The 23,547-nt window shown below is 69.2% G+C and carries 19 protein-coding genes; 11 read left to right on the forward strand and 8 right to left on the reverse strand.

The annotated features are described in order from the left end of the window. The first annotated feature begins 249 nt into the window (after positions 1–249). The 3 genes from A5780_RS22800 (at position 250) to ppc (ending at position 7,041) form a co-directional block, all read left to right on the forward strand. Positions 250–1,482, forward strand: a complete 1,233-nt coding sequence (locus tag A5780_RS22800; protein WP_064909552.1) for an acetoin utilization protein AcuC — start codon at positions 250–252, stop codon at positions 1,480–1,482. Next, on the forward strand, positions 1,475–4,174 hold the full coding sequence (locus tag A5780_RS22805) for a bifunctional GNAT family N-acetyltransferase/acetate--CoA ligase family protein (protein ID WP_063016615.1): 2,700 nt from the start codon (positions 1,475–1,477) through the stop codon (positions 4,172–4,174). The genes A5780_RS22800 and A5780_RS22805 overlap by 8 nt, the downstream gene beginning before the upstream one ends. A gap of 80 nt (positions 4,175–4,254) precedes the next feature. Continuing rightward, entirely contained in the window at positions 4,255–7,041 is a 2,787-nt protein-coding gene (gene ppc / locus A5780_RS22810; protein WP_082976659.1) for a phosphoenolpyruvate carboxylase, read from the forward strand. Between the two features lie 196 nt (positions 7,042–7,237). Here the strand turns inward: ppc and A5780_RS22815 are convergent, their stop codons facing one another. The 3 genes from A5780_RS22815 to A5780_RS42070 form a co-directional block, all read right to left on the reverse strand. Continuing rightward, positions 7,238–8,206, reverse strand: coding sequence for a sigma-70 family RNA polymerase sigma factor (locus tag A5780_RS22815; RefSeq protein WP_030517242.1), 969 nt, complete (start codon positions 8,204–8,206; stop codon positions 7,238–7,240). A gap of 123 nt (positions 8,207–8,329) precedes the next feature. Continuing rightward, the gene (locus A5780_RS22820; protein ID WP_082976660.1) at positions 8,330–9,916 is read right to left on the reverse strand and encodes a methyltransferase; all 1,587 of its coding nucleotides are present in this window, start codon (positions 9,914–9,916) and stop codon (positions 8,330–8,332) included. Positions 9,917–9,982: 66 nt separating this feature from the next. Continuing rightward, positions 9,983–10,339 carry a DUF3099 domain-containing protein gene (locus A5780_RS42070; RefSeq protein WP_051756799.1) on the reverse strand — a complete coding sequence of 119 codons (357 nt, stop codon included), beginning with the start codon at positions 10,337–10,339 and terminating at the stop codon, positions 9,983–9,985. 337 nt (positions 10,340–10,676) lie between these two features. Between A5780_RS42070 and A5780_RS22830 the strand changes: the two genes are divergently transcribed. Beyond that, on the forward strand, positions 10,677–10,910 hold the full coding sequence (locus A5780_RS22830; protein ID WP_030517239.1) for a DUF3039 domain-containing protein: 234 nt from the start codon (positions 10,677–10,679) through the stop codon (positions 10,908–10,910). Positions 10,911–11,032: 122 nt separating this feature from the next. Beyond that, positions 11,033–12,055 carry a PHB depolymerase family esterase gene (locus A5780_RS22835; RefSeq protein WP_064909553.1) on the forward strand — a complete coding sequence of 341 codons (1,023 nt, stop codon included), beginning with the start codon at positions 11,033–11,035 and terminating at the stop codon, positions 12,053–12,055. 62 nt (positions 12,056–12,117) lie between these two features. On the opposite strand, the gene A5780_RS22840 is transcribed toward A5780_RS22835, so the two are convergent. Then, on the reverse strand, positions 12,118–13,257 hold the full coding sequence (locus tag A5780_RS22840) for a YihY/virulence factor BrkB family protein (protein ID WP_227462847.1): 1,140 nt from the start codon (positions 13,255–13,257) through the stop codon (positions 12,118–12,120). Positions 13,258–13,508: 251 nt separating this feature from the next. Here A5780_RS22840 and A5780_RS22845 point away from each other — a divergent pair, with 251 nt between their 5' ends. Beyond that, positions 13,509–15,230 carry a DEAD/DEAH box helicase gene (locus tag A5780_RS22845; protein WP_227462841.1) on the forward strand — a complete coding sequence of 574 codons (1,722 nt, stop codon included), beginning with the start codon at positions 13,509–13,511 and terminating at the stop codon, positions 15,228–15,230. Between the two features lie 65 nt (positions 15,231–15,295). On the opposite strand, the gene A5780_RS22850 is transcribed toward A5780_RS22845, so the two are convergent. After that, complete coding sequence (locus A5780_RS22850) at positions 15,296–15,910, reverse strand: TetR/AcrR family transcriptional regulator (protein WP_064909554.1); 615 nt, start codon at positions 15,908–15,910, stop codon at positions 15,296–15,298. 101 nt (positions 15,911–16,011) lie between these two features. On the opposite strand from A5780_RS22850, the gene A5780_RS22855 reads away from it, so the two are divergent. Then, the gene (locus A5780_RS22855) at positions 16,012–16,749 is read left to right on the forward strand and encodes an SDR family oxidoreductase (protein ID WP_064909555.1); all 738 of its coding nucleotides are present in this window, start codon (positions 16,012–16,014) and stop codon (positions 16,747–16,749) included. A gap of 565 nt (positions 16,750–17,314) precedes the next feature. On the opposite strand, the gene A5780_RS22860 is transcribed toward A5780_RS22855, so the two are convergent. Further along, positions 17,315–18,955, reverse strand: a complete 1,641-nt coding sequence (locus A5780_RS22860; protein ID WP_197521836.1) for a DEAD/DEAH box helicase — start codon at positions 18,953–18,955, stop codon at positions 17,315–17,317. Positions 18,956–19,152: 197 nt separating this feature from the next. Here A5780_RS22860 and A5780_RS22865 point away from each other — a divergent pair, with 197 nt between their 5' ends. After that, positions 19,153–19,923 carry a TetR/AcrR family transcriptional regulator gene (locus tag A5780_RS22865; RefSeq protein ID WP_064909557.1) on the forward strand — a complete coding sequence of 257 codons (771 nt, stop codon included), beginning with the start codon at positions 19,153–19,155 and terminating at the stop codon, positions 19,921–19,923. Positions 19,924–20,004: 81 nt separating this feature from the next. Here A5780_RS22865 and A5780_RS22870 read toward each other — a convergent pair whose 3' ends face one another. Further along, the gene (locus tag A5780_RS22870) at positions 20,005–20,199 is read right to left on the reverse strand and encodes a hypothetical protein (protein WP_030517230.1); all 195 of its coding nucleotides are present in this window, start codon (positions 20,197–20,199) and stop codon (positions 20,005–20,007) included. Between the two features lie 433 nt (positions 20,200–20,632). Between A5780_RS22870 and A5780_RS22875 the strand changes: the two genes are divergently transcribed. The 3 genes from A5780_RS22875 to A5780_RS22885 are packed head-to-tail and all read left to right on the forward strand — an operon-like array spanning position 20,633 to position 22,688. Further along, entirely contained in the window at positions 20,633–21,007 is a 375-nt protein-coding gene (locus A5780_RS22875; RefSeq protein ID WP_064905007.1) for a DUF952 domain-containing protein, read from the forward strand. Between the two features lie 15 nt (positions 21,008–21,022). Next, positions 21,023–21,505 carry a cation:proton antiporter regulatory subunit gene (locus A5780_RS22880; RefSeq protein ID WP_030517228.1) on the forward strand — a complete coding sequence of 161 codons (483 nt, stop codon included), beginning with the start codon at positions 21,023–21,025 and terminating at the stop codon, positions 21,503–21,505. A gap of 4 nt (positions 21,506–21,509) precedes the next feature. After that, on the forward strand, positions 21,510–22,688 hold the full coding sequence (locus A5780_RS22885; protein WP_030517227.1) for a cation:proton antiporter: 1,179 nt from the start codon (positions 21,510–21,512) through the stop codon (positions 22,686–22,688). Here A5780_RS22885 and A5780_RS22890 read toward each other — a convergent pair. Beyond that, the gene (locus A5780_RS22890) at positions 22,653–23,513 is read right to left on the reverse strand and encodes a rhomboid-like protein (RefSeq protein ID WP_181064125.1); all 861 of its coding nucleotides are present in this window, start codon (positions 23,511–23,513) and stop codon (positions 22,653–22,655) included. The two genes, A5780_RS22885 and A5780_RS22890, sit on opposite strands and share 36 nt — an antisense overlap. Between the last annotated feature and the right edge of the window lie 34 nt (positions 23,514–23,547).

Genomic DNA, 23,547 nt, shown 5'->3' on the forward strand with positions numbered 1-23,547 from the left:
GTTACCCCTTCGTCGGCACGAATTCTACCCACGCCCGGCTGCGCAATCGGCCTCAGCATATTTCGCACGTCCTGCACGAACTCCGCCGATACCTGCGCGCGCGACCGGATGCGCGCGGGCGACAGGCGCGCCCGGTGTCGTCTTGCATTTCTACTGCATGACAACGACAACTCGGGTGGTCTGCTTCCCGTGTCCCCGACCGTGCGAGCAACGCCACGGCGACGGGCCGCGGTGGGCTAGCGTGACGGTATGGCAGACGACGCCGCCGTGGTGTGGACCGACCGCTTCCTGGACTACACCTGGACCCCGGAGCACCCGATGAAACCGGCCCGGCTCCGATTCACGATGGCACTCGCGCGCAGTCTCGGATTGCTCGACGGCATCGAAACCCTCGCGCCCGGCCCGGCCGGCGACGGTGAGCTGCTGCGCATCCACACCGCCGCCTATCTCGACGCGGTGCGTCACGCCGTTCCCGCACCGCCGGGCACCACGCCGCCGGCCGCGCCCCCGCACGGGCTGGGGTCGATGGACAATCCCGTCTTCCCTCATATGCACGAGGCGGCCTCGGTGATCGTCGGCGGAACCCTTGCCGCCGCCCGGGAAATCGCGGCCGGCCGCACCCGGCGGGCGGTGAGCATCGGGGGTGGTATGCATCACGCGATGCCCGACGCGGCATCGGGGTTCTGCGTCTACAACGATGTGGCGGTGGCCATTTCGTGGCTGCTGGACAACGGATTCGACCGCATCGCCTACGTCGACGTCGACGTGCACCACGGCGACGGCGTGCAGCGCGCCTTCTACGACGACCCTCGCGTGCTGACAATTTCGCTGCATCAGCATCCGGCGACGCTGTGGCCCAACACGGGCTGGCCCGAGGAGATCGGCGCGGGCCCGGCCGAAGGCACCGCGATCAACCTGGCCGTCCTGCCCGGCACCCGGGATGCGCAGTGGCTGCGCGGATTTCACGCCGTGGTGCCCGGAGCGCTGACCGCGTTCCGGCCGCAGCTGGTGGTCAGTCAGTGCGGAGTCGACAGCCATCGCGAAGACCCCCTCGCCGACCTCGAACTCACCGTCGACGGCCAGCGCGCGGCGTTTCGCGCCATGCGTGAACTCGCGGACCGTTATGCCGAAGGGCGCTGGCTGGCCGTGGGCGGCGGCGGTTACGGGGTCGTCCGGGTGGTGCCGCGAGCGTGGACCCATCTGCTGGCGATAGCGCTGGATCGCGAGATCGATCCTGGGACCGTCATCCCCGAGGAGTGGCGTGAGCTGGTGCGCGCCTATGCCCCGACCGTGCCGGCGCCGGTCACGATGGGCGACGGTGGCGACACCGCGTTCACCCCGTGGGAGGGGCCGGGCGGTGTGCTCGACACCGGCGACGCCCGTATCGACCGCGTGCAGCGCGCGATCGACACCTCGGTGCTCGCCACCCGCCGCGCGACCTACGGATTGCTGGGCCTGGACCCGGAGGACCCCCGTGACTGAATCATCCGCCACCACACCGGACGCCGAGAACACTCCCGCCGATCCGCCGCCGCCTCCGCAGCATTGGTTCGCCGACGTGCTCGCCGCCGACGGCGGTGTGGTCCGGCTGCGCCCGATCACCCCCGCCGATGCGGAGCCGATGCAGGCCTTCCACGCGGCGTTGTCCGATCGCACCCGCTATCTGCGTTATTTCGGTCCCTATCCGCGGATGACACCGAAGGATCTGTACCGCACCACCCACGTGGACTACCACAATCGGGTGGGGCTGGTCGTCGAGCTGGGGTCGGTGATCATCGCGGTCGGCCGCTACGAACTGCTCACCGATCGCGAAGGCCCCCGCGCGGCCGAGGTGGCGTTCGTCGTCGCCGACGAGCATCAGGGCCGCGGGCTGGGGTCGATTCTGCTCGAGCATCTGGCCGGTGCGGCCGCCGAGAACGACATCGAGACCTTCGTCGCCGAGGTGCTCGCCGAGAACCACACCATGGTCACGGTTTTCCGGGAGGCCGGATACCAGGTGCAGCGCAGTCGCGACGGGTCGGTGTTGCACCTCGAATTCGCCATCGACCCCACCGAAGCGCTGCTGTCGGTGCGGGATTCGCGGGAGCGGGCCTCGGAGGCGCGCAGTGTCGGCAATCTGCTGGCCCCGCGGTCGATCGCGGTCATCGGCGCCACCCCGGCGGCGAGCCGGGTCGGCGGGGCGGTGCTGGCGAATCTGCTGTCCGGCGTGTTCCAGGGCCCGGTGTACCCGGTGAATCCGAACCGGAACTCCGTCCGCGGTGTGCGCGCCTACCCGACCGTGCACGACATCCCCGACGAACTGGATCTGGCGGTGGTCGCCGTACCGGCCGAGGAGATCAAATCCGTCCTCGACGACTGTATGGCCAAGGGGGTCAAAGGCCTGGTCGTGCTGACCGCCGGATTCTCCGAAACCGGGCCGGCCGGCTATCACGCCGAACGCGATCTGGTCGATGCCGCGCGCGGCCACGGCATGCGAGTGGTGGGCCCGAGTGCGCTCGGTATCGCCAACACCGATCCGGCGGTCTCGCTGAACGCGACGCTGGCGCCGGTCCTGCCGGGTCGCGGCCGAGTCGGATTCTTCTGCCAGTCCGGGCCGCTGGGTGCGGCCATCCTGGGTGAGGCGGCCGCGCGCAAGCTCGGCCTGTCGACCTTCGTCTCGGCGGGCAATCGCGCCGATGTATCCGGCAACGACCTGCTGCAGTACTGGGACACCGATCCCGACACCGACGTCGTACTGCTGTATCTGGAGACGTTCGGCAATCCGCGCAAGTTCTCCCGCATCGCGCGCCGGGTGGCCCGCACCAAGCCGGTGGTGGCGGTGAGTAGCGGCCGCAACGCCGCCAACGTGCCGGTCAGCGGTCTGGAACGGTCGGTGGAACGCGATCTGTTCGCTCAGGCCGGAATCGTGCAGGTCGATACGATCGCCGAACTGTTCGACTGCGCCATGCTGCTGGCGTATCAGCCGCTGCCCGGCGGTCCGCGGCTCGCGGTGATCGGCAACAGCGCGGCTCTGGGCTGGTTGGCGGTGGATGCGGCGCGCGGGGAGGGACTGGAGGTGGGGGAGCCGACCGATCTGGGGCCGCAGGCCGAACCCGCCGACTACCTGACCGCCGTCGCGAGTGCGATGGATTCCGCCGAGGTCGACGCCGTCATCGTCATCTTCGCGCCGCCGGTACCGGCGGCGGTCACCGCCTTCGCCGAGGCGATCCGGGCCGGCGCGCAGGATGCGGTCAAACCCGTGCTCACCACGTTCGTCGCCGATCACGGAATGCCGAACCTGCTCACCGTGCGCGGTGCCGGCGGCATCGTCGACCGCGGTTCCATTCCGTCCTACCCGGATCCGGAACGCGCGGCGCGGGCGCTGGCCCGGGTGCGGCGGTACGCGGCGTGGCGGACGCGTCCGGCCTCCCTGGTGGTACGGCCGGACGGTCTCGAGGTCGTGCGGGCGCGAGAGCTGGTGGAGCAGTGGATGTCTCGCAGTCCCGACGGGGAGTGGCTCGGTGACCTGGAGGCCGCGGAACTGCTCGCCTGCTACGGCATTCGCGTGGTGGAATTCCGGGAAGCCCACGACCCCGAGGCCGCGGTCGCGGCGGCCGCGGAATTGGGATATCCCGTCGCCGCCAAGGCCACCGGCGAAATGTGGCGCAGCCGGCCCGATTTCACCGGTGTCCGCCTCGATCTGTGGCGCGACACCGCGGTCCGGCGTGCTTATACCGATCTGGCGGAGCTGACCGGCAACGCGGTCGTCCACATTCAGAAGATGGCGACCAAGGGGGTGGGGTGCGTGCTGCGGGTCCAGGACGATCCCTCGTTCGGATCCGTCATCGGATTCGGCCTCTCGGGAACCATCATCGACCTGCTCGGCGACCGCGCCTATCGGGCGCTGCCGCTGACCGAGGCCGAGGCGGTGGAACTGATCGACGCGCCGCGCGCCGCCCCGCTGCTCGACGGGCAGGCCGGATCGGGTCGCACGATCGGCGAACCGGTGGACAAGAAGGCGTTGGCCGCACTGGCACAACGCATTTCGGCGCTGTGCGACGATCTGCCGGAGGTGCGGGAATTGTCGGTGGAACCGGTGCTGGCCTCACCGGAGGGCGCCGCGATCCTGTACGCGCGGGTGCGGATCGGGCCGGAGCCGAGCCGCTTCGACAACGGGCCGCGCCGCCTGGTGTGAGCCGTCGCGTGCCCGGTCCGCCATACCGCCGTGACCAGCGCCACCGCGGCCGGTCGGGCGACATGGTCGATACTGGCCGTATGCGCGAAGATCAGATCGAGAGCGCTACGGCGCCCCTGCGGGACGATATTCGGTTTCTCGGCGCGATCCTGGGCGAGACCATTCACGACCACGAAGGCCCCGAGGTGTTCGACCTCGTCGAACGGGTGCGGGTCGAGGCCTTCAGGGTGCGGCGGTCGGAAGTGGAACGCAGCGCGGTCGCGGAGATGCTGCGCGATACCGAGTTGCGGGTGGCGATCCCGCTGATCCGGGCGTTCAGCCATTTCCTGCTGCTGGCGAATCTCGCCGAGGACCTGCAACGCGACCGCCGCCGCGCGGTCCACGTCGCCGCCGGTGAGCCACCGCAGGAATCCAGCCTGGCCGCGACCTATCGGGCTCTCGACCACGCCCGCGTCGACGGCGCGGTCGCCGCGGAGGTGCTCGACGACGCGCTGGTCTCGCCGGTGATCACCGCTCATCCCACCGAAACGCGGCGCCGTACCGTCTTCGACGTCCAGGCCCGCATCACCGAACTGATGCGGCGGCGGGCGCGCTATCGCGAGGACGAACCCGAATACGCGGCGATCGACCACGACATCCGCCGCCAGATCCTCACCCTGTGGCGCACCGCGCTGATCCGCCTCGCGCGGTTGCGGATCTCCGACGAGATCGAGGTCGGATTGCGCTACTACGACCTCACCCTGCTCGAGGTGATTCCGCGCATCAACGCCGGGGTGCGCGAGGCGCTGCGGGCGCGGTGGCCCGGATACGATCTGCTCGCCCGGCCGATCCTGCGGCCCGGTTCCTGGATCGGCGGCGACCGCGACGGCAACCCGAACGTGACGGGCGAGGTGGTGGAACGCGCCACCCGCCGGGCCGCCACGGTGATCTTCGGCCACTATCTGAAAGAGCTTGTCGCGCTGGAGAAGTCGCTGTCGCAGTCGATTCGGCTGGTCGCGATCACCCCGGAGCTGGCCCGGCTGGCCGATGCCGCGGGCGACGATTCACCGCAGCGCGCCGACGAACCGTACCGTCGCGCGATCCGCGGCATCCGGCTTCGGGTGGCCGCGACCGCGCAGCGCGCCCTCGGCTCGGCGGCCGAATTCCCCTCGGTGCTCGAACTGCCGGGTGAGCAGCTCGCCCGCGTCGCTCCGTACGAGGGGCCGGCGCAGCTGCTGGACGAGCTGAACACCATCGACGCCTCCATGCGCGAATCCGGTGACGGCCTGCTGGCCGACGACCGCTTGGCCGCACTGCGCGGAGCGGTGGAGACGTTCGGATTCCACCTGCAGGGCTTGGACATGCGCCAGAACTCGGAGGTGCACGAGCAGGTCGTGGCCGAACTGCTGGCGTGGCCGGGAGTGCACCCGGATTACGGCAGCCTCTCCGAACCGGAGCGTGTCGAGCTGCTGGCACAGGAATTGAGTACGCGCCGCCCGCTGCTGGGCCCGCACGCCCGGCTCAGCGAACTCGCCACCAAGGAATTGGGTGTGGTTCGTGCGGCCCGGGCCGCGATCGACGCGCTGGGGCCCGATACCGTGCCCAACTACATCATCAGTATGTGCACCTCGGTCAGCGACATGCTCGAGGCGGCGCTGCTGTTGAAAGAGGCGGGAATTCTCGACCCCGGCGACGAACAGACTCCACCCCACTCCCCGGTCGGGGTGGTTCCGCTGTTCGAGACGATCGACGATCTGCGCGGTGGTGCGGCGACTTTGGCCGCGGCACTGGAGGTTCCGGCGTACCGCCGGCTGGTCGCCGCCCGCGCGATGGCGCAGGAGGTGATGCTCGGCTATTCCGACTCCAACAAGGACGGCGGATATCTAGCGGCGAACTGGGCGTTGTACCGCGCCGAACTGGATCTGGTGGAAACCGCGCGCAAGACCGGAATCCGGTTGCGGCTGTTCCACGGCCGGGGCGGGACTGTCGGCCGCGGCGGCGGCCGCAGCTACGACGCGATCCTCGCCCAGCCGGTGGGCGCGGTGCGTGGTTCGCTGCGCCTGACCGAACAGGGTGAGGTGATCTCCACCAAGTACGCCGAATCCGGTTCGGCCCACCGCAATCTGGAATCGCTGGTCGCCGGAACGCTGGAATCGTCACTGCTGGATGTCGAGGGGTTGGGGTCCGGCGCCGAGGCGGCCTACGAAGTCTTCGAGGAGCTCGCGGACGCGGCGCGCGAGGTCTACGCGCGGCTGGTGCACCGGACGCCCGGCTTCGTCGACTACTTCCGGGCTTCCACGCCGATCGCGGAGGTCGCCGACCTCAATCTCGGCAGCCGGCCGGCCTCGCGCAAGCCCACCAATTCGGTGTCGGACCTGCGGGCCATTCCCTGGGTGATGGCGTGGAGCCAGTCGCGGGTGATGCTGCCGGGCTGGTACGGCACCGGCAGCGCCATCCAGGAGTGGGCCGGTACGGATTCCGAGCGCTGGGATACCCTGCGCGATCTGTATCGGCGGTGGCCGTTCTTCCGCACCGTGATGTCCAATCTGGCGCAGGTGATGGCCAAGGCGGATATGGATATCGGCGCCAGCTACGCGGAACTGGTCGAGGATGCGACGTTGCGCGCCACCATCTTCGGCATGATCCGCGACGAGTTCGACCGCACCGTGCAGGTGCACGCGGCGATCACCGGCAGCGATCAGTTGCTCTCGGACAATCCCGCGCTGGCCGAATCCATTCGTAATCGCTTCCCGTATCTGGAACCGCTGAACCAGATGCAGGTGGATCTGCTGCGGCGCAGGCGCGCCGGGGACGAATCGGAATTGGTCGAGCGCGGCATCCTGCTCACCATGAACGGCCTGGCCACCGCCCTGCGCAATTCGGGATAGCCGGCCGATTCGCCCGCGGCCGCAAGGGGATTCGCACACAGAGTCAGGGCGGATCGATACAGCACGCCGGCCGACGGATGTGCCCCGGAGGGGGAAAGGGCACACCGGCGTCGGCCGGCGCAGCGGAGGTGACCACGCTATCCGGTCACCGGGATGGTGCTGGGCCGGATTCCGGGCGGCCCAGCGTCTGTGTGACCTAGCTGGCGTAGGCACGCAGGCGGTCCGCCCGCTCACCCTTGCGGAGCTTGGCCATGACTTCGCGCTCGATCTGGCGCACGCGCTCACGCGAGAGACCGAACAGTTTGCCGATCTGGTCGAGAGTGCGCGGCTGGCCGTCGTCGAGGCCGAAGCGCAGCCGGATGACCTGCTGTTCGCGCTCGTCCAGGGTGGCCAGCACACTGCGCACGTCGCGGTGCATGAGCCCGGCGATGACGGCGCTCTCCGCGGAGGTCGCCTCCGAATCCTCGATGAAGTCGCCCAGCGGGGCTTCCTCGTCGTTGCCGACCGGCATGTCCAGGCTCACCGGGTCGCGGCTGTGGTCGAGCAGATCGGCGATCTTCTCCACCGGAATACCCGACTCGGCCGACAGTTCCTCGTCACTGGCCTCGCGGCCGAGCTGCTGATGCAGTTCCCGCTTGATCCGGGCGAGCTTGTTGACCTGTTCCACCAGATGCACGGGGAGGCGGATGGTGCGGCTCTGATCGGCCATACCGCGGGTGATGGCCTGACGGATCCACCAGGTGGCGTAGGTGGAGAACTTGAATCCCTTGGCGTAGTCGAACTTCTCCATCGCGCGGATCAGTCCCAGGTTGCCTTCCTGGATCAGGTCCAGCAGCGGCATGCCGCGGCCGGTGTAGCGCTTGGCCAGCGATACGACCAGGCGGAGGTTGGCCTCCAGCAGATGCTGGCGGGCGGCCTGGCCGTCGCGGACCAGGATCGCCAGATCCCGCTTGCGGGTCGCCGAGAGCCGCTTGCCGGTCTCCAACAGGTGTTGGGCATAGAGGCCCGCCTCGATGCGCTTGGCCAATTCGACCTCGTCGGCGGCCGTGAGCAGCGCGGTCTTACCGATCCCGTTCAGGTACACGCGTACCAGGTCGGCTGCGGGGCTCTGGGCGTCGAGGTCCGAATCGATGGCGCGCACTCCAGTGGTGGCGGGGCTTGTCATGACTTGCCTCCTGTCGGTGGTGTCTCACTCCGAACAACGGACCCGACACTGGGAAAGTTCCCCGCCTTGGCGCCGATAAACCGTGCTGAGCTGCGGCTTTCACATCCTCCGTCTGAGAAGTTCTTAAGAAGGGAACTCCGGGAACAGGGGGGAGGACGCGGGCGCGCGCCCGGCGTCGGTTGCGGTCGAGTCGAGTTCTTCCGGTGTGATCAGTCCGTGCCGGACCAGTCCGGTGACCGCCGACAACGCGTCGGCTCGGAATTGCGGTGTGGCGGTGTCGCCGGTGTGGCCGATCGCGAGCAATTCGACCAGTTCTTCCAACGGCAGTCCGCCGGGCCGCATTCCCGCGAGCAGAGCCGCCAGAGTGTCGTCGATCTCGTGCTGCCAGCGGGGACCGTCACCCCGATGCAGCCGGACCACGCGCTCCTGCCAGCCCTCGGCGCCCGGCAGCAGGACGCGTTCGAGCGCCGTCGCGGCGTCGACGGTGAATCGCGCACGCCAGGCGACATCGTTGTCCGCCAGGACCGTGCGCAGCCACGCCGAGCGGCGGAAGTAGGCCGGTGCCTCCGCGCCGAGCGGGCCGTCGAAACCATGGGTGAGATCCTCGGCGAGCACTTCGGTCGGCCCGTCGATCGCGCGCAGATAGACGAAGCCGAAACCGATACCCTCCACCTTCGCCGCATCGAAGGCGGCCAGCCACTGTTCGGCCCGCTGCTGGGCCTCGGGATCGCGCGGATCGAGGCCGGCATCGCGCAGCCACGTGCCGACATACAGCGCCGGATCGGCCACATCGCGCTGCACGATCCAGGCGTCGACCCCGTGGTCGGGCAGCCAGCTCGCCACCCGGGTCCGCCAGTCGGCACCGCCGGCGTGCACCCAGGAGGCGAGCATCGCCGCGGTGCCGCCCGGATTCAGCATCCCGGGCGCCTGGGAGACGACCAGTTCGCTGGCGCCGTCCAGGGCCAGCCCCGAATCGCGGTAGGTGTGCTCGATCCGGGCCGGCCCGACCACGAACGGAGGATTGGCCACCACCTGATCGAAGCGGCGCCCGGCCACCGGCTCGAACCACGAGCCTTCGGCGAATTCGATCTCCAGGTCGTTGAGCGCGGCGGTCGCCTCGGCCAGCCACAGCGCCCGGCTGCTGACATCGGTGCCGGTCACCGTCTTCGCATAGCCCGCGGCGTGCACCGCCTGCACACCGCAGCCGGTGCCGAGATCCAGGACCGATCCGACGGGTTCGGTCGGTGTGGCGCGCAGCAGCGACAGCGACGCTTGTCCCACGCCCAGGACGTGGTCGGCGCTGAGTGTGCGGCGCCGCATCGAGTCGTCGAGATCCGACAGCACCCAGCGGGTGCCCGATCCCAGGTCCAGTGGGCGCAGGTCCAGCTCGGCGCGGATAGAGTCACCGTCGCGCTCGAGCAGACCGGCGGCGACGGCTCGGTCGAGGTCGAGCGGCGCGAAGGCCGCGGCCACCTCCCGTTCGGGCAGGGCGTCACCGAGCAGCAGCAGCCGGATCAGCGTGCCGAGTTCACCGGCCTCGCGCGCGGCCCGGCGCACCGGTACCGGTTCGGAGCGCCCCAGAGCGGTGTGGGCGTCGGCGCCGATGGCCTCGAGCACGGTGTCGGCGTCGTAGCGGACCCGGGTCAGCGCGGTGCGCAGCGCGGGTGCGAGGGCGGTGAGCAGGGAGGCGGTGGTCCGGTCGGCAGGCACACGAGAACTCTGCCACCTGATACGGGGTGCCGTACTCGCCGGGTCCGGGCAGGTCGCCCGCGTCGTTCAGCCGTCGATGGACCGATGCTGTCCCGATTCGAGCGCTTTCGCCGCCCGGCGCTCGTCCCAGCGGCTGGGCTCGTCCTTGCTGCGCGGCGGCCGGTCGTTCGCGATGAGGACGGCGATCCAGGGCAGCGGGATGGAGACGCCGATGATGGCCAGGGAGATCAGCGCGTTGCTCCACAGGCCGTAGGCCGCCGCCGCCAGCACCAGGCAGGGAATGCGGAAGCCCATCAGGATCATGTAGCGCTTGACGCGGGCGCGGTGCTGCTGCTCCAGGGAGGGCGCGGCCTCGGTGATCAACACCGGATGCTTGTCCTCCCCGGGGAAATATCCGGTCGAGGCGCGGGTGGGCCGGGGGATCGAACCGGGAGGCCGGCGCTCGAACGTCGCGCCCGATGGCCGCGGATCGTCCGCCGGCACCGAAACCTCGGGGCCTTCGGCGGCGTTCGCGGAGCCGCTGGGCTCGGCCGCGCGTGCGTCTTCGCGCTCCGAACCGACCCGTCCGGGGCCCGACGTCCGGGACTCGGGCGGTAGGTCGGAGGAGTCGCCGTCACGCTGCATACGTCGAGTCTTCCACTCCGCATGATCGAATGCACACGCGCCTTCGGCCGCGCGAGCACCGCCGGGCCGCGGGGTATTCGATGAGGTTGGCGACACCCGCTCACCACCCTCGCGTGGCGATGGCAGAATCGATGGGGTGAGCACCGACACCCTGGTTCGTCCGGATACGACCACCGACGAGACGACCGACAGCGATACTCCGAAATTCTTCCACTACGTGAAGAAGGACAAGATCGCCGAAAGTGCCGTCATGGGTACCCATGTGGTGGCGCTGTGCGGCGAAGTGTTCCCGGTGACGCGCTCGGCCAAGCCCGGCTCGCCGGTCTGCCCGGACTGCAAGCGCATCTACGAAATGATGAAGAAGGACTGAGCCGCAGCACCGACCGAGCGGCCGCTTGCGGCTGTCTCCTCCGTCTGCGCCCACGCCCGTCCCGCTTGTGTGATCATTGTTCTCTCTGACGAGAACAATGTTTTCCGCGAGGTGGGCACTACATGAAAATCGCGACGTCCCGGTGGTTGCGCACCGTCTCCTGCCTCGTGGCGGCTGCCGCCTTCTCGACCGCGACCACCGCCCAGGCCGGCGAACCTGCGAACGTCGCGGCGCGGCCGTCGCCGGGATGTTCGGCGCCGCATCCCACCGGCACCTCGAACGAGAGTTTCGCGGGGGCCGGGAAATCCGGGACCTACCTTCTCGACGTCCCCGCCGCCACCGCACCGCTGCCGCTGGTCGTCGATCTGCACGGCTATCTGGAACCGGCCGCACTCGAGTACGCCGGCACCGGCCTGGGTTCCTTCGGCATGGCGAACGGGTTCGCGACGGTCACGCCGCAGCTGGACGAATCCGGTGTGCCGCGATGGGATTTCGGTGAGCACAGCGCCGATATCGCCTACCTGTCCGAATTGCTGACCCACGTCGAGGCCACCCGGTGCGTGGACGAACGCCGCGTCTATGTGACCGGGCTGTCGATGGGGGCCTTCACCACCTCGTCGCTGGCATGTCAGCTCGCGGATCGCATCGCCGCGGTGGCGCCGGTGGCCGGACTGCAGGACTTCGCGTGGTGCGATCCGGTTCGGGCCGTCCTGGTGGTCGCCTTCCACGGCACCGAGGATCCGATCGTCGCCTATACGGGCGGTGTCGGGCCCAATGCGAAATATCTGCCTTCGGCCGACGGAACCGGGTCGGCTCAGCGCGGCGATACGCGGCCGAGCGGTGTCGATGGACCCGGACCGGCGAGCATCCCCGATCAGGCGGCGGCGTGGGCGCGGCGCGAAGGATGCGGAACGCAACCGGACCGGCAGCAGGTCACCCCCGACGTCGTGCGCTACACCTATCCGTGCCCGGAGCAGACGGCCGTGCAGTTGTACGCGGTACTAGGCGGCGGGCACACGTGGCCGGGCACCGCGTCGGTGATCTCGCCGGAACCGCTGGTCGGCCGTACTACGACGGCGATCAGCGCGAACCGGATCATCTGGGACTTCTTCCGCGACCACCCGTTGCCCAGCGCCGGGAAGTAGGCGACGCGCCGAACGGCACCCAGCGAGCGGGCCGGCTGCCGGCTCGATCGTCTCCGGTGCGGTCAGCCGGCGGGGCGGATCCGGCCGCGATCGAGGACGGTCGGTGGGCGGGTGTCGGCGCGGTGGGCGGAACCACCGGCGGGGTCGTCGGACTGCCCGGTCGTCGGCGAGGCTTCCGAATGCTGCGCGTGTTGCGGCTTCGCGGTTCCCGGGTCATCGGGCTGCGTCCACGGCAGATCGGCGGGTGGCTCGGCGTCGCCGCGCACGGTCTCGTTCTCGTCGTGGTGTCCGTCGTGCCGGTGCTTGCGCCGGGCCCACCACTGTTTGAACTGTTCGAACCGGGTCGCGCGGGCCGGCCAGAACTCCTGCACGGTGGCGTTGAATTCCGCGCCCAGGATCACCGCGAAGGCCAGGAAGAACGTGAAGAGCAGGAAGGCGATCGGCGTCGCGAGAGCCCCGTAACTGACGCCGGCGCGCGCCGCGTAGGTCAGGTAGCGGCGCAGGATGTCGCTGGCCGCCATGAAGAAGATGCCGGCCACCAGCGCTCCCCCGAAGAGCCGATGCCACGGCAGCGACCGGTGCAGGGCCAGCTTGTACAACGTGGTCAAGCCGACGATGAGCAGCAGTCCGGCCGCCGGATAGTAGAAGGTGTCGATCAGGCGTAATCCGGGTTCGCGCCAGTCCGGCGGCAGCGTGCGGCCGATCAGGGTCGGGCCCAACGCCACCAGCGGCAGCACGAACACGGCCGCCACCAGGAACAGCAGATACAACCCGAGCGCGAAGATGCGCTGCCAGACCGGATGGCGGGCATCGGCCTGCCCGTGTGCGGCGACGATGGAATCGACGAAGGTCGCCATGGCCGAGGACCCCGCCCACAGCGACAGCACGAATCCCACCGAGACCACCGCCCCGCGGCCACGCTGCAGTACGTCGCGCACGGTCGGCGCGATCATCTCGTCGACGACGTTGGCGCTGAACAGATTGCGGCTGAAGCTGACGATCTTGCCCTCGACGATGTGGACGGTGTCGGGGCCGAACAGGCCGCCGACGTAACCGATACAACCCAGCAGTCCGAGCAGCAGCGGCGCCAGCGACAGGGTCTGCCAGAATGCGGCGGCGGCCGATTTGGCGAAGATCGAATCGCTCCACGCCTTGTCGGCGACCCGCGCGATCACCTGCCAGATGCGCCGGAGCACGGCCATGACTCGGCCGCGCAGCCGCTGCCAGGAGCGCGCCGCGCCGGAGGTCGAGGCCGGTCGGTCGGAACACATCGTGAGTACAGCATTGCCCACCGGTGGCCCGACAGCAGCAACAGGAGGTGAACGTGTCGTAAGTGTTCTGCCGCACAGGCCCGCGGTGATCTGCGAGGTGAGCCGGGCCGCCGCCGGATTCGTGGCGGATGAGGTGGTGTCGAATTGGCTAGGTGTCGGTGCCGGTCGCTACTGTCTGTCGAGTGACTTCGGGTGGTGGCGGTTCGTTACGAGCATGGCAGCGCAGGGCACTCACCAGATATCTGACGACCAAACCACGTGACTTCCTGGCCGTGGCCACGCCCGGGGCGGGTAAGACCACGTTCGCGCTGCGGCTGGCGACCGAACTGCTCACCGACCGCACCGTCGACCAGGTCACCGTGGTCGCGCCGACCGAACATCTCAAGCACCAGTGGTCGGCGGCGGCGGCGCGGATCGGCATCCAGCTGGATTCGAACTTCTCCAACAGCACCGGAGGCACCTCCGGCGATTTCCACGGCGTCGTGGTCACCTACGCCCAGGTCGCCTCGCATCCGTTCAAGCATCGGGTGCGGACCGAGAATCGCCGGACGCTGGTGATTCTCGACGAGATCCACCACGCGGGTGACGCCAAGAGCTGGGGTGATGCGGTAGCCGAGGCGTTCGGCGACGCCACCCGCCGCCTGGCGCTGACCGGTACCCCCTTCCGCAGTGACGATTCGCAGATTCCGTTCGTCAACTACGAACCGGACGAATCCGGATTCCCGCGGTCGAGTGCCGACTACACCTACGGCTATTCCGAGGCCCTGGCCGACGGCGTCGTGCGGCCGGTGGTCTTCCTCGCCTATTCCGGTGAGGCGCAATGGCGCGACAGCGCGGGGGAGGAGTACTCCGCCCGGCTGGGCGAGCCGCTGAGCGCCGAACAGACCGCGCGCGCTTGGCGCACGGCCCTCGATCCGGCCGGCGACTGGATGTCGAAGGTGCTGACCGCCGCCGACACCCGGCTGCGGCAGTTGCGCGCCACCGGCATGCCCGACGCGGGCGGCCTGGTGATCGCGACCGATCAGGAGAAGGCCCGCGATTACGCCGAACTGCTGGAACATATTTCGGGCAGCAAACCGGCGGTGGTCCTTTCCGACGACCCCACCTCCTCCCAGCGCATCGGGGAGTTCAGCAACACCACCGACCCGTGGATGGTCGCGGTGCGCATGGTGTCCGAAGGTGTGGACGTGCCGCGCCTGGCCGTCGGCGTCTACGCCACCAGCGCCTCGACTCCGCTGTATTTCGCCCAGGCCATCGGCCGTTTCGTGCGTGCGCGCCGGACCGGGGAGACTGCGAGCGTCTTCCTGCCGTCGGTGCCGGTGCTGCTCGATCTGGCCGCCCAGCTCGAGGTGCAGCGCGACCACGTCATCGGCAAACCGCATCGGGAGAAGGACGCCCTCGACGACGAACTGCTGATCGACGCCAACAAGCAGAAGGACGAACCGGGCGAGGAGGAACGCGCCTTCGTCGCGCTGGCGGCCGATGCCGAATTGGATCAGGTGATCTACGACGGCGACTCGTTCGGTACCGCGACGTTCTCCGGTAGCGACGAGGAGGCCGACTACCTCGGCATTCCGGGCCTGCTGGACGCCGATCAGATGCGCGCGCTGCTGCGCGACCGCCAGACCCGCCAGATCCGCGAACGCAGCGCCGCTGTCTCGGTGGCCGAGGCGCCCGATGCCGGCCCGTCCGCGGCGGCCGCGGCCGAACGCGTCGCGACCGCCGATCGGCTGGGGGAGTTGCGGCGCGAACTCAACTCGCTGGTCGCCATGCATCATCACCGCACCGGTAAGCCGCACGGGGTGATCCACGGCGAGCTGCGGCGCGAATGCGGCGGGCCGCCGACAGCGCTGGCGACCGCCGATCAGCTGTCCCAGCGCATCGCGGCACTGCGGCGCATGTAGTCGCAGCTGCGTCGGGGTGGCGAAAAGTCCTGGCCCGCAGCGTTTTCCGAAACGGACCGGGTGCTTCAGCGCTGTTCGGCGGGGGCCGATTCCGGCCAGACTTGCAGCGCCCGGTCGATGGTCCGGCCGAGCCGGTGCAGGTCCACGCCGTCACCGGCCTGCACCGACAGTCCGAACAGCACGGCGGTGTAGAAATCGGCGAGACCGTCGATGTCGGTGTCGGTCGGCAGATCCCCGTCGTGGATGCCGCGCTCGAGGCGCTGCCGCACCGCTTCGGTGGTGTGGCGACGGCGTTCGGCGAGCAGATCCCGGACGGCGCCGTGGCGCGGGCCCGCCGTATTGCCCGCGACCACCACCAGACATCCGCGCGGTGTGGCGGGGTCGCAGTAGGCGGCCGCGTTGTCGCGCAGCATCGCCTCGACGGCCGCGCGCGCGGTCGGCGCGGTCGCGAGCGCGCGGGCGGTGTATCCGCCTTCGGTGCGGCCGTAGAGTTCGACGGCTTCGCGGAACAGTTGCTCCTTACATCCGAAGGCGGCGTACAGACTGGGGGAATTGATCCCCATCGCGGACGTCAGATCGCTCATCGCGGCGCCTTCGTAGCCGTGTTCCCAGAACACTTCCATGGCGCGCCGCAGCGCGATGTCGCGATCGAATCCGCGCGGTCGTCCGCGTTCGGCCATCGAATCCTCTTTCTGTGTCGATCACTAAATATATCTCTTGACGACCGTCGGCCGAGCTGCTTGTCTATTTCTGTATTGATCGACACAGAATTGGAGTGCAGATGAGCGAGTCGACCACCGTGGCTCTCGTGACCGGAGGAAGCCGGGGCATCGGCGCCCCGATCGCGCGGCGCCTGGCCGCCGACGGCATGGATGTGGCGCTGACCTACCGCGGCGCGGCCCAGGCGGCCGAGGCGGTAGCCGCCGATATCCGGGGTCTCGGGCGGCGCGCGATCGCGGTGCAGGCCGACAGTGCCGATGCCGCGCAGGTCGTCGCGGCGGTCCATCGCACCGCCGCGGAACTGGGTGGCGTCGACATCCTGGTCAACAACGCGGGCATCTTCCCGGCCAAGCCGTTCACCGATTTCACCGTTGCCGAGATCGACGAGGCGCTGCACATCCACGCCCGGGCCGCTTTCGTCGCGGCACAGACCGCACTGGCGTACATGGATCGCGGCGGGCGCATCATCAGCATCGGGTCGAACCTGTCCGAACGCGCGTTGTTCGAGGGTTTGACGCTCTACAACCTCAGCAAATCCGCACTGAACGGATTCACTCGAGCGCTCGCGCGAGAACTGGGCCCGCGCGGGATCACGGTCAACCTGGTACAGCCGGGCTCGACCGACACCGATATGAATCCGGCCGCGTCGTCGCACGCCGAGAACCAGCTACGGCATTCGGCGCTCGGCCGCTTCGGCGAGGCCGACGACGTGGCGGGTGTCGTCGCCTTCCTCGCCGGCCCGTCCGGCGCCCGCCTGACCGGTGCGACCCTCACCGTCGACGGCGGCACCAACGCGTGACATCCTGTCGTGCGCGCCGGTGAAAAACGTTGCGGGGTCTAGAGAATCGAGCGAGGTCCACCGCGCGGGCGGGACGTCCGCCGCGCCGGTCTCCTCCGCGCCGCCGGACCGGTAGCCCTGCAGATCCAAGGACAGCCAGGGGTTCTCGTCCACGGCTCGGGCGAGGGCGTAGCAGCCGGCCAGCAGGTGCAGGCAGCGTGGGTTGCGGGCCGAACAGGAGCAGTCGGTCGCAGCGAGCCGCGGTATCGGAGCCAAGCCGGCGGCGGTGAGGGTGGCGTGCACCTCATCGGTGAGCTGGACCAGCTGCGCGGGGATGTGCTCGGCCATGGCGCTCACCACGGACGCCGGCAGCGGTGCGATCTCCAGCAGCGTCACCGATGCCTGCCCGCCACGGTGGATGTGCGCCGAGACCGTGGTGCCGTCGATTGTCAGGTGAACGCCGCCGTTGCGGGCGATGCTGCGTGCGCGGGGCAGCAGCGGCTCGGGACGTGCCGTCCGGATCGGCTCCGCCAGCCGCACCCAGCCCATACCCCACGGCGTGTAACCGAATTCGTTGTCGGGCATGTCAATTGCCTCGCTTCCGGCGCAGTACGGCGAGCAAGTGGTCGTCGTCCAACCGGGCCAGCCGGGCGACCGCCGAACGTCCGTCGCCGGCGCCGAGTCCGGCCAGCGCTGATTTGCGATCGTGCATACCGGCGATATGTTCCTCGACGGTGGTGGCGCTGGTCAGTGTGGTGATCGTGACCGGGCGGGTCTGCCCGATGCGGTGCGCGCGGTCCGAGGCCTGCGCCTCGACCGCGGGATTCCACCAGCGGTCGAAGTGCACCACGTCCGCGGCGCGGGTCAGGGTCAGACCGGTCCCGGCGGCCCGCAGGCTCAATATCAGGATCGGCGGGCCGTCGGCGCTCTGGAAAGCGGTGACGATCGCATCGCGCTCGCTCTGCGACAGACCGCCGTGGAACATCGGCGCCTCGACTCCGAATCGCTCGGCGCAGTGGCGTGCCAGCAACTCCCCGGTGCGCCGGTATTGGGTGAAAACCAGTGTCGGGCAATCCAGTTCGAGGTTGTTGGCGAGGATATCGAAGCAGACGTCGAACTTTCCGCTGCGGCCGGTGAGTTCGTCGAGATCGCCGGTGACCAGCCCGGGATGGTTGCACACCTGCTTCAGGGCGGTCAGCGCGGCCAATACGCGCGCGTTGCGTTCGGCGCCCACGCCGAATCCGTCGGCCTCGGCGCGGCCGAGCAGCTCGTCGTAGAGACGCTGTTGTTCCGCGGTCAGATCGCAGACCAGGTCGGTGTGGATCTTCGGCGGCAAAGTCGCGGCCACCTGAATCTTGCGGCGGGCCAGCACGATCGGCTCGATGGTGTCGTGCAGCCGCCGCACGGCCACGGTGGAACCCTCCTCGATGGGACGGACGAAGCGCCGCCGGAACTGCGCCTTGTGGGTGAACGCCGCGGGTGTGACCAGATTGAGCAGCGCCCACAGTTCGTCGAGATGGTTCTCCACGGGCGTGCCGGTCAGGGCGACCCGCGCTCGCGCGGACACGGCGCGCGCGGCGCGCGAGACCTGCGTGCGGGGATTCTTCAGCACTTGCGCCTCGTCGAATATCGCGGTGGCCCAATCGATATCTGCCAGTGCCGGTCCGTGGCCGCGCAGCGTCGGATATCCGGTGACGAGCACCGCATCGGGTCCGGGCTCGCCGAGTTCGCCGCCGCGCCAGGCGAGTGGGCGCAGTCCGGGCGCGAAGCGAGTGATCTCGTGGATCCAGTTGCCGACCAGCGAGGTCGGACAGACCACGAGTTGCGGGCCGGACTCGGCGCGTCCGAGGAGAAAGCCGATGGCCTGCACGGTCTTTCCCAGTCCCATCTCGTCGGCGAGCACCGCGCCGCCGTGGTCGGCGGTCGTCCGGTGCAGCCAGGAGATTCCGCGCGCCTGATAGGGCCGCAACCGCGCACGGAGTGGTTCGCGCAACGCCCGCGCGATGTCCTCGGTCTCGCGGTAGGCCCGCACCGCCCGGTCGGCGGAGACGATCGCGGTCGCCGCGGCATTGGGTACGGCGTGGGCGGCGGCGGGCAACAGCTCCGGCCCGCCGGCCTCTCGTGCGACGCGCTGCCAGGCCGACAGTGACGAACCGGCGCGGGCCACGTCGACCGCGCCGAGCTGATCGGCGTCGACGACGGCGCAGGTGACCTCGCTCACTCCCATCGTGGTGCCGTCGGGATCCGGGAGGGCGAGCCGGACGGTATCGCGCACACCGGGCGGCGGAGCTTCGGTCGCCGCGGCGCCCCAGTGCCACAGGGCGAACGCATGGCGGTCGGGCAGATAGGTGGCGTGTGTCGTGTGCAGAGGACCCTCGCTTATCTACGTATAGTGTACGGAGTATTATAACCCCGTACAGTGTAATGAGATTCCCGAGGAGTGTTGTGGCTCAGAAATCCGCCTCCGACCGGGCGCGGCAGGTGATCGCCCTGCTGTGGCGCCGCGAACTTCCGGCCCGTCCGGGGATGCGCGGGCCGAAGCAGACGGTCGAGGTGGACGAGGTGATTCGCACCGCGATCCGGATCGCCGACCGCGACGGTTACAGCGCGGTATCCATCCGAGCGGTGGCGACGGCGCTCGGGCTGGGGCCGATGAGTCTCTATACCTACGTCCCGGACAAGCAGGCGCTGATCATCGCGATGGTCGACTGGGTGGCCGGCGACGACACGCCGCTCGACCCGGCCGCGCCCCTGCGCGAGCGTCTGGCGGCCATTGCTCGCGGTGTCCGCGCGGAACTGCTCACCCACCCGTGGCTACTGGAGGTACCGCCGTGGCGGCTGGATCTGGGTCCGGGGCGGATGCGACGTTACGAACGGCAGTTGAGCGCGCTGGAAGGGGCGGGGCTGTCCGATGTCGACATGGACCGGACCATTTCCGCGCTGTCGGATTTCGCGACCGGCAATGCTCGCACGGCGGTCGCGGCCCGGCGCGGCGCCGAGGAGATGAGCGATGCGCGCTGGTGGGAGGCGTACGGGCCGGTGCTCACCGAGGCCATGACGGGGCAGTCGTTTCCGCTCGCGGAGCGGGTGGGCGCCGCGGTAGGGGAGCAGTATCAGGCGCCCGGAGATCCGGACGGCGCCTTCGAGTACGGACTGGCCCGCCTGCTGGACGGGCTGACATCCCGGCACCTGTGATCGGAGGTGCTGTGATCCGAGACACGAAAAAGGGCGGCCCGGAGGCCGCCCTTGGCTGACAGGGGACGTGAGGAGCCGGCCTTACAGTGCCGGTGCCGACTCGGTATCGATGACTGCCTCCAGTTCGCGCAGGCGCTCCATGTGCTCGTTCGCGTGGTGCTGGCAGAAGAGCAACTCGCCACCGGCGGGAAGTGTCGCGCGCACGCGCGCGGCCGCACCGCAGCGGTCGCAACGATCGACCGCAGTCAGTGGGGTGCTTGTCAGTGTTCCTGGCATGACTCCTCCGTCCTGGCTCCCGGCGCAGAAAGCCGTTCGCCTGGTGTGGGGCCCGCGGTCCCTTCCGCGGGCTCGCTACCGCTACTTCCCAGCAGTGGCTGATGACTACTCTGTCAGACGTTCGGGACGGGGGCTTTGTTCCCGAAGATGTTTGTATGTGTTTTCCCTAACATGACCAGGTATTTCGCTGTGGGCGAACACCATGACCATCCTTGGGAACCTCGGTTCACCACCTGTGGTTCAACACTTCGGAAAAAGGCCGATCCAGTTGTCTGCTCGCAGATTACCCGCGCCCACCGACAATCAACCGCTCAATCAAACGTCCGCTTCGTTCCGTTCGGCGGGTCGCGCGCGCCACGCTGGGTATGGTGCAGCCGTGACTGCCGACAACGTTGCCCCCGCCGCCTCGAATACCGAAAACACCAACGGGCGCATGCTGGTTCATCTCTGTACGCCCGCGGAGTGGGAGCAGGCGCAGCGAATCGGCGAACGGGTGGCACCCTCGCTCGAGGCCGAGGGGTTCCTTCATCTGTCCGCACCGCATCAGGTGCATCTGCCGGCGAACCGGTTGTTCGCCGGGTGCGACGATATGCTGCTGCTCTGGGTCGACGTCACCCGCCTGAGCGCGCCGCTGCGCTGGGAGCCGGGCGTGGCCGACGACCCGGGTTCGATGCGCTTTCCGCACCTCTACGGCCCGCTTCCCGTCACGGCGGTGGTGCGCACCAGTTACTATGGCCCTGATGAAAAAGGGACATTTCCGGCACTCACCGCGGATCCGGCTCAGTGGCCGGCTTCTCGAAGTGCTTGATCTAGGCTGGATTTCGTGAACGTCGATGTGACACAGCTGCCCGGAATTGGCGTCCGTAAGGACTTCGAGGCGCGGTCCGGGCGCCGGATCGGAGTTGTCGCGCATCGTGACGGTGGTATCGATCTCATCGTCTCCAAGCACGACGATCCCGACGACTGCGCCGCCCAGGTGCCGCTGACCGTCGACGAGGCGGCCGTACTCGCCAATCTGCTGGGCGCACCGCAGCTCGTGGAGAAGCTCAAGGACGATCATCGCGATCTGCCGGGCATCACCACCCGCCAGCTCCCGATCGGTGACGAATCGCCGTATTCGGGGCGTGCGCTCGGCGACACCCGCATGCGCACCCGCACCAAGGCGTCGATCGTCGCCGTGATGCGGGCCGGGCAGATCTACCCCTCGCCCGGTCCGGACTTCGTGCTCGTGGCGGGCGACCTGCTGGTCGTGGTCGGAACCCCGCAGGGCCTCGACGAGGCGCTCGAGATTCTGACCGGCGGGTGAGCCGGTGGAGTCGACCGCACTAGCCCTGTTCGAGCTCGGAGCGGTCCTGTTCGCCCTCGGTGTCCTGGGGCGTGTCGCAGGGCGTTTCGGCATGTCCCCGATCCCGCTCTACCTCCTCGGCGGCCTGGCCTTCGGTGACGGCGGTGTGCTCACTGTCAAGGCCGCCACCGAATTCGGCCATCTCGCAGGCGAAATCGGCGTCGTGCTGCTGCTGTTGCTGCTGGGCTTGGAATACACCGCGCCGGAACTGGTCTCGGGCATGCGCAAGTCCTGGCTCGCGGGTCTGCTCGACATCGTGCTGAACGCCACGCCCGGCGCGGTGGTGGCGCTGCTGCTCGGCTGGGGGCCGACCGGCGCGATCACCCTGGCCGGCGTCACCTACATCTCGTCCTCCGGCATCGCGGCGAAGGTGCTCAACGACCTCGGACGGCTCGGTAACCGGGAGACGCCGGTCGTGCTGTCGGTTCTGGTGTTCGAGGATCTGGCGATGGCGATCTATCTGCCGATCCTGACCACCATCCTGGCCGGTGTCGGCTGGCTGGCCGGATTGCGGTCGCTGGCGCTGGCCCTGCTCGTGATCGCGATCGTGCTGGTCATCGCGCTGCGCTACGGGCGCTTCGTGTCCTCGATCGTGGACAGCAAGGATCGCGAGGTGTTCCTGCTGCAGTTGCTGGGGGCCGCGCTGCTGGTCGCGGGCCTCGCCTCCGCGCTGAACGTTTCGGCCGCGGTCGGCGCGTTCCTGCTGGGTATCGCGATCTCCGGATCCACCGCGCAGAGCGCCGCGAAACTCCTGGAACCGCTGCGGGATCTGTTCGCCGCCATCTTCTTCGTGGCCTTCGGCCTCAACACCGATCCGCACAAGATCCCGCAGGTCCTCGGCTGGGCGGTGCTGCTGGCCGTGATCACCACGCTGACCAAGATCGGAACCGGGTGGTTCGCGGCCAAGCGGCAGGGCATCGGACGGCTCGGTCGTGCGCGCGCCGGCGCCGCCCTGGTGGCCCGCGGTGAATTCTCGATCGTCATTGCGGGACTTGCCGTTTCGGTCGGTGCGGTACCGGGCAAGCTGGCGGCGCTGGCCTCGGCCTACGTCTTGCTGATGGCGATCCTCGGCCCGGTCGCGGCGCGCGTGGTCGAACCCGTGGTGCGCTCAATGCAGCGTCGGCTCGCTCCGGCCGTCGGCTGAGGGCTCGTCCTCGCTCACCAGGGCGGGCGCGGGATGGTCGATCGGCCGGGGCGCGGTGTCGCCCGGTGCGCGGCGGGTGCCCGCGGGCCGCTGGTCGCGGATCCGCTCGAGCCGCCGCGACAACGCCACCGCGACCGCCCCGACCACGAAGCCGATGAACAGCGCCGTCAGGTGGCCGTAGTCGGTGAACGTGCGCCCGTGCCAGGCGGCGAAGCCGAACCAGGCCAGCAACCCGACCGCCCACACGGCCCGGGGTGTACCGCGCAGATGGAAGCTCAGCGCGGCCAGCACCGCGGTGAAACCGTAGGAGGACCCCACATCGGAGGCCACCGCGATGCGCAGCGGAATCAGCTCGTGGTGCACCGCGAAGGCGATGCCGGTGACCACGATCATCGAGGCGCCGACGTGGCCGCAGGCGAACACCATGATCCAGCGCAACGTCCCCAGCCAGCGCTCGGCGAAGGCCATCACCGTCAGGAAGCCGATGATGATCACCCACGGAAATCCGCCGTCGGTCCAGAACGCCGACGCGACCAGCACTTGTACCGGCTCCCGGCGCATATTGTGCAGATTCGTCGAGGCCGACAGGATCAGCCGGTGCCCGGCGAAATCACTGATCCCGCGCAGCGTCCACCAGGTGACGAACAATGTGAACGCGTAGGCGCAGGAGGCCGGCGCACCGGCCAGATGGTCGTGGACCGCCTTCCCGGCCCGGTAGATCCGATCCGGGCCGTGCCACCAGTCCAGCAGTTGCCGGCGCCCGGTGTCGAGGTCGAGCGTCCGGGCCCATGGGGACCGGTAGTGATTCAAAGCGGAAGACGCCACGTATGCCAGTGTCGCCCGCGGCGGGCCGGTCCGC

Source organism: Nocardia sp. 852002-20019_SCH5090214, assembly GCF_001665865.1.
In the GTDB taxonomy this organism is placed as follows: domain Bacteria; phylum Actinomycetota; class Actinomycetes; order Mycobacteriales; family Mycobacteriaceae; genus Nocardia; species Nocardia nova.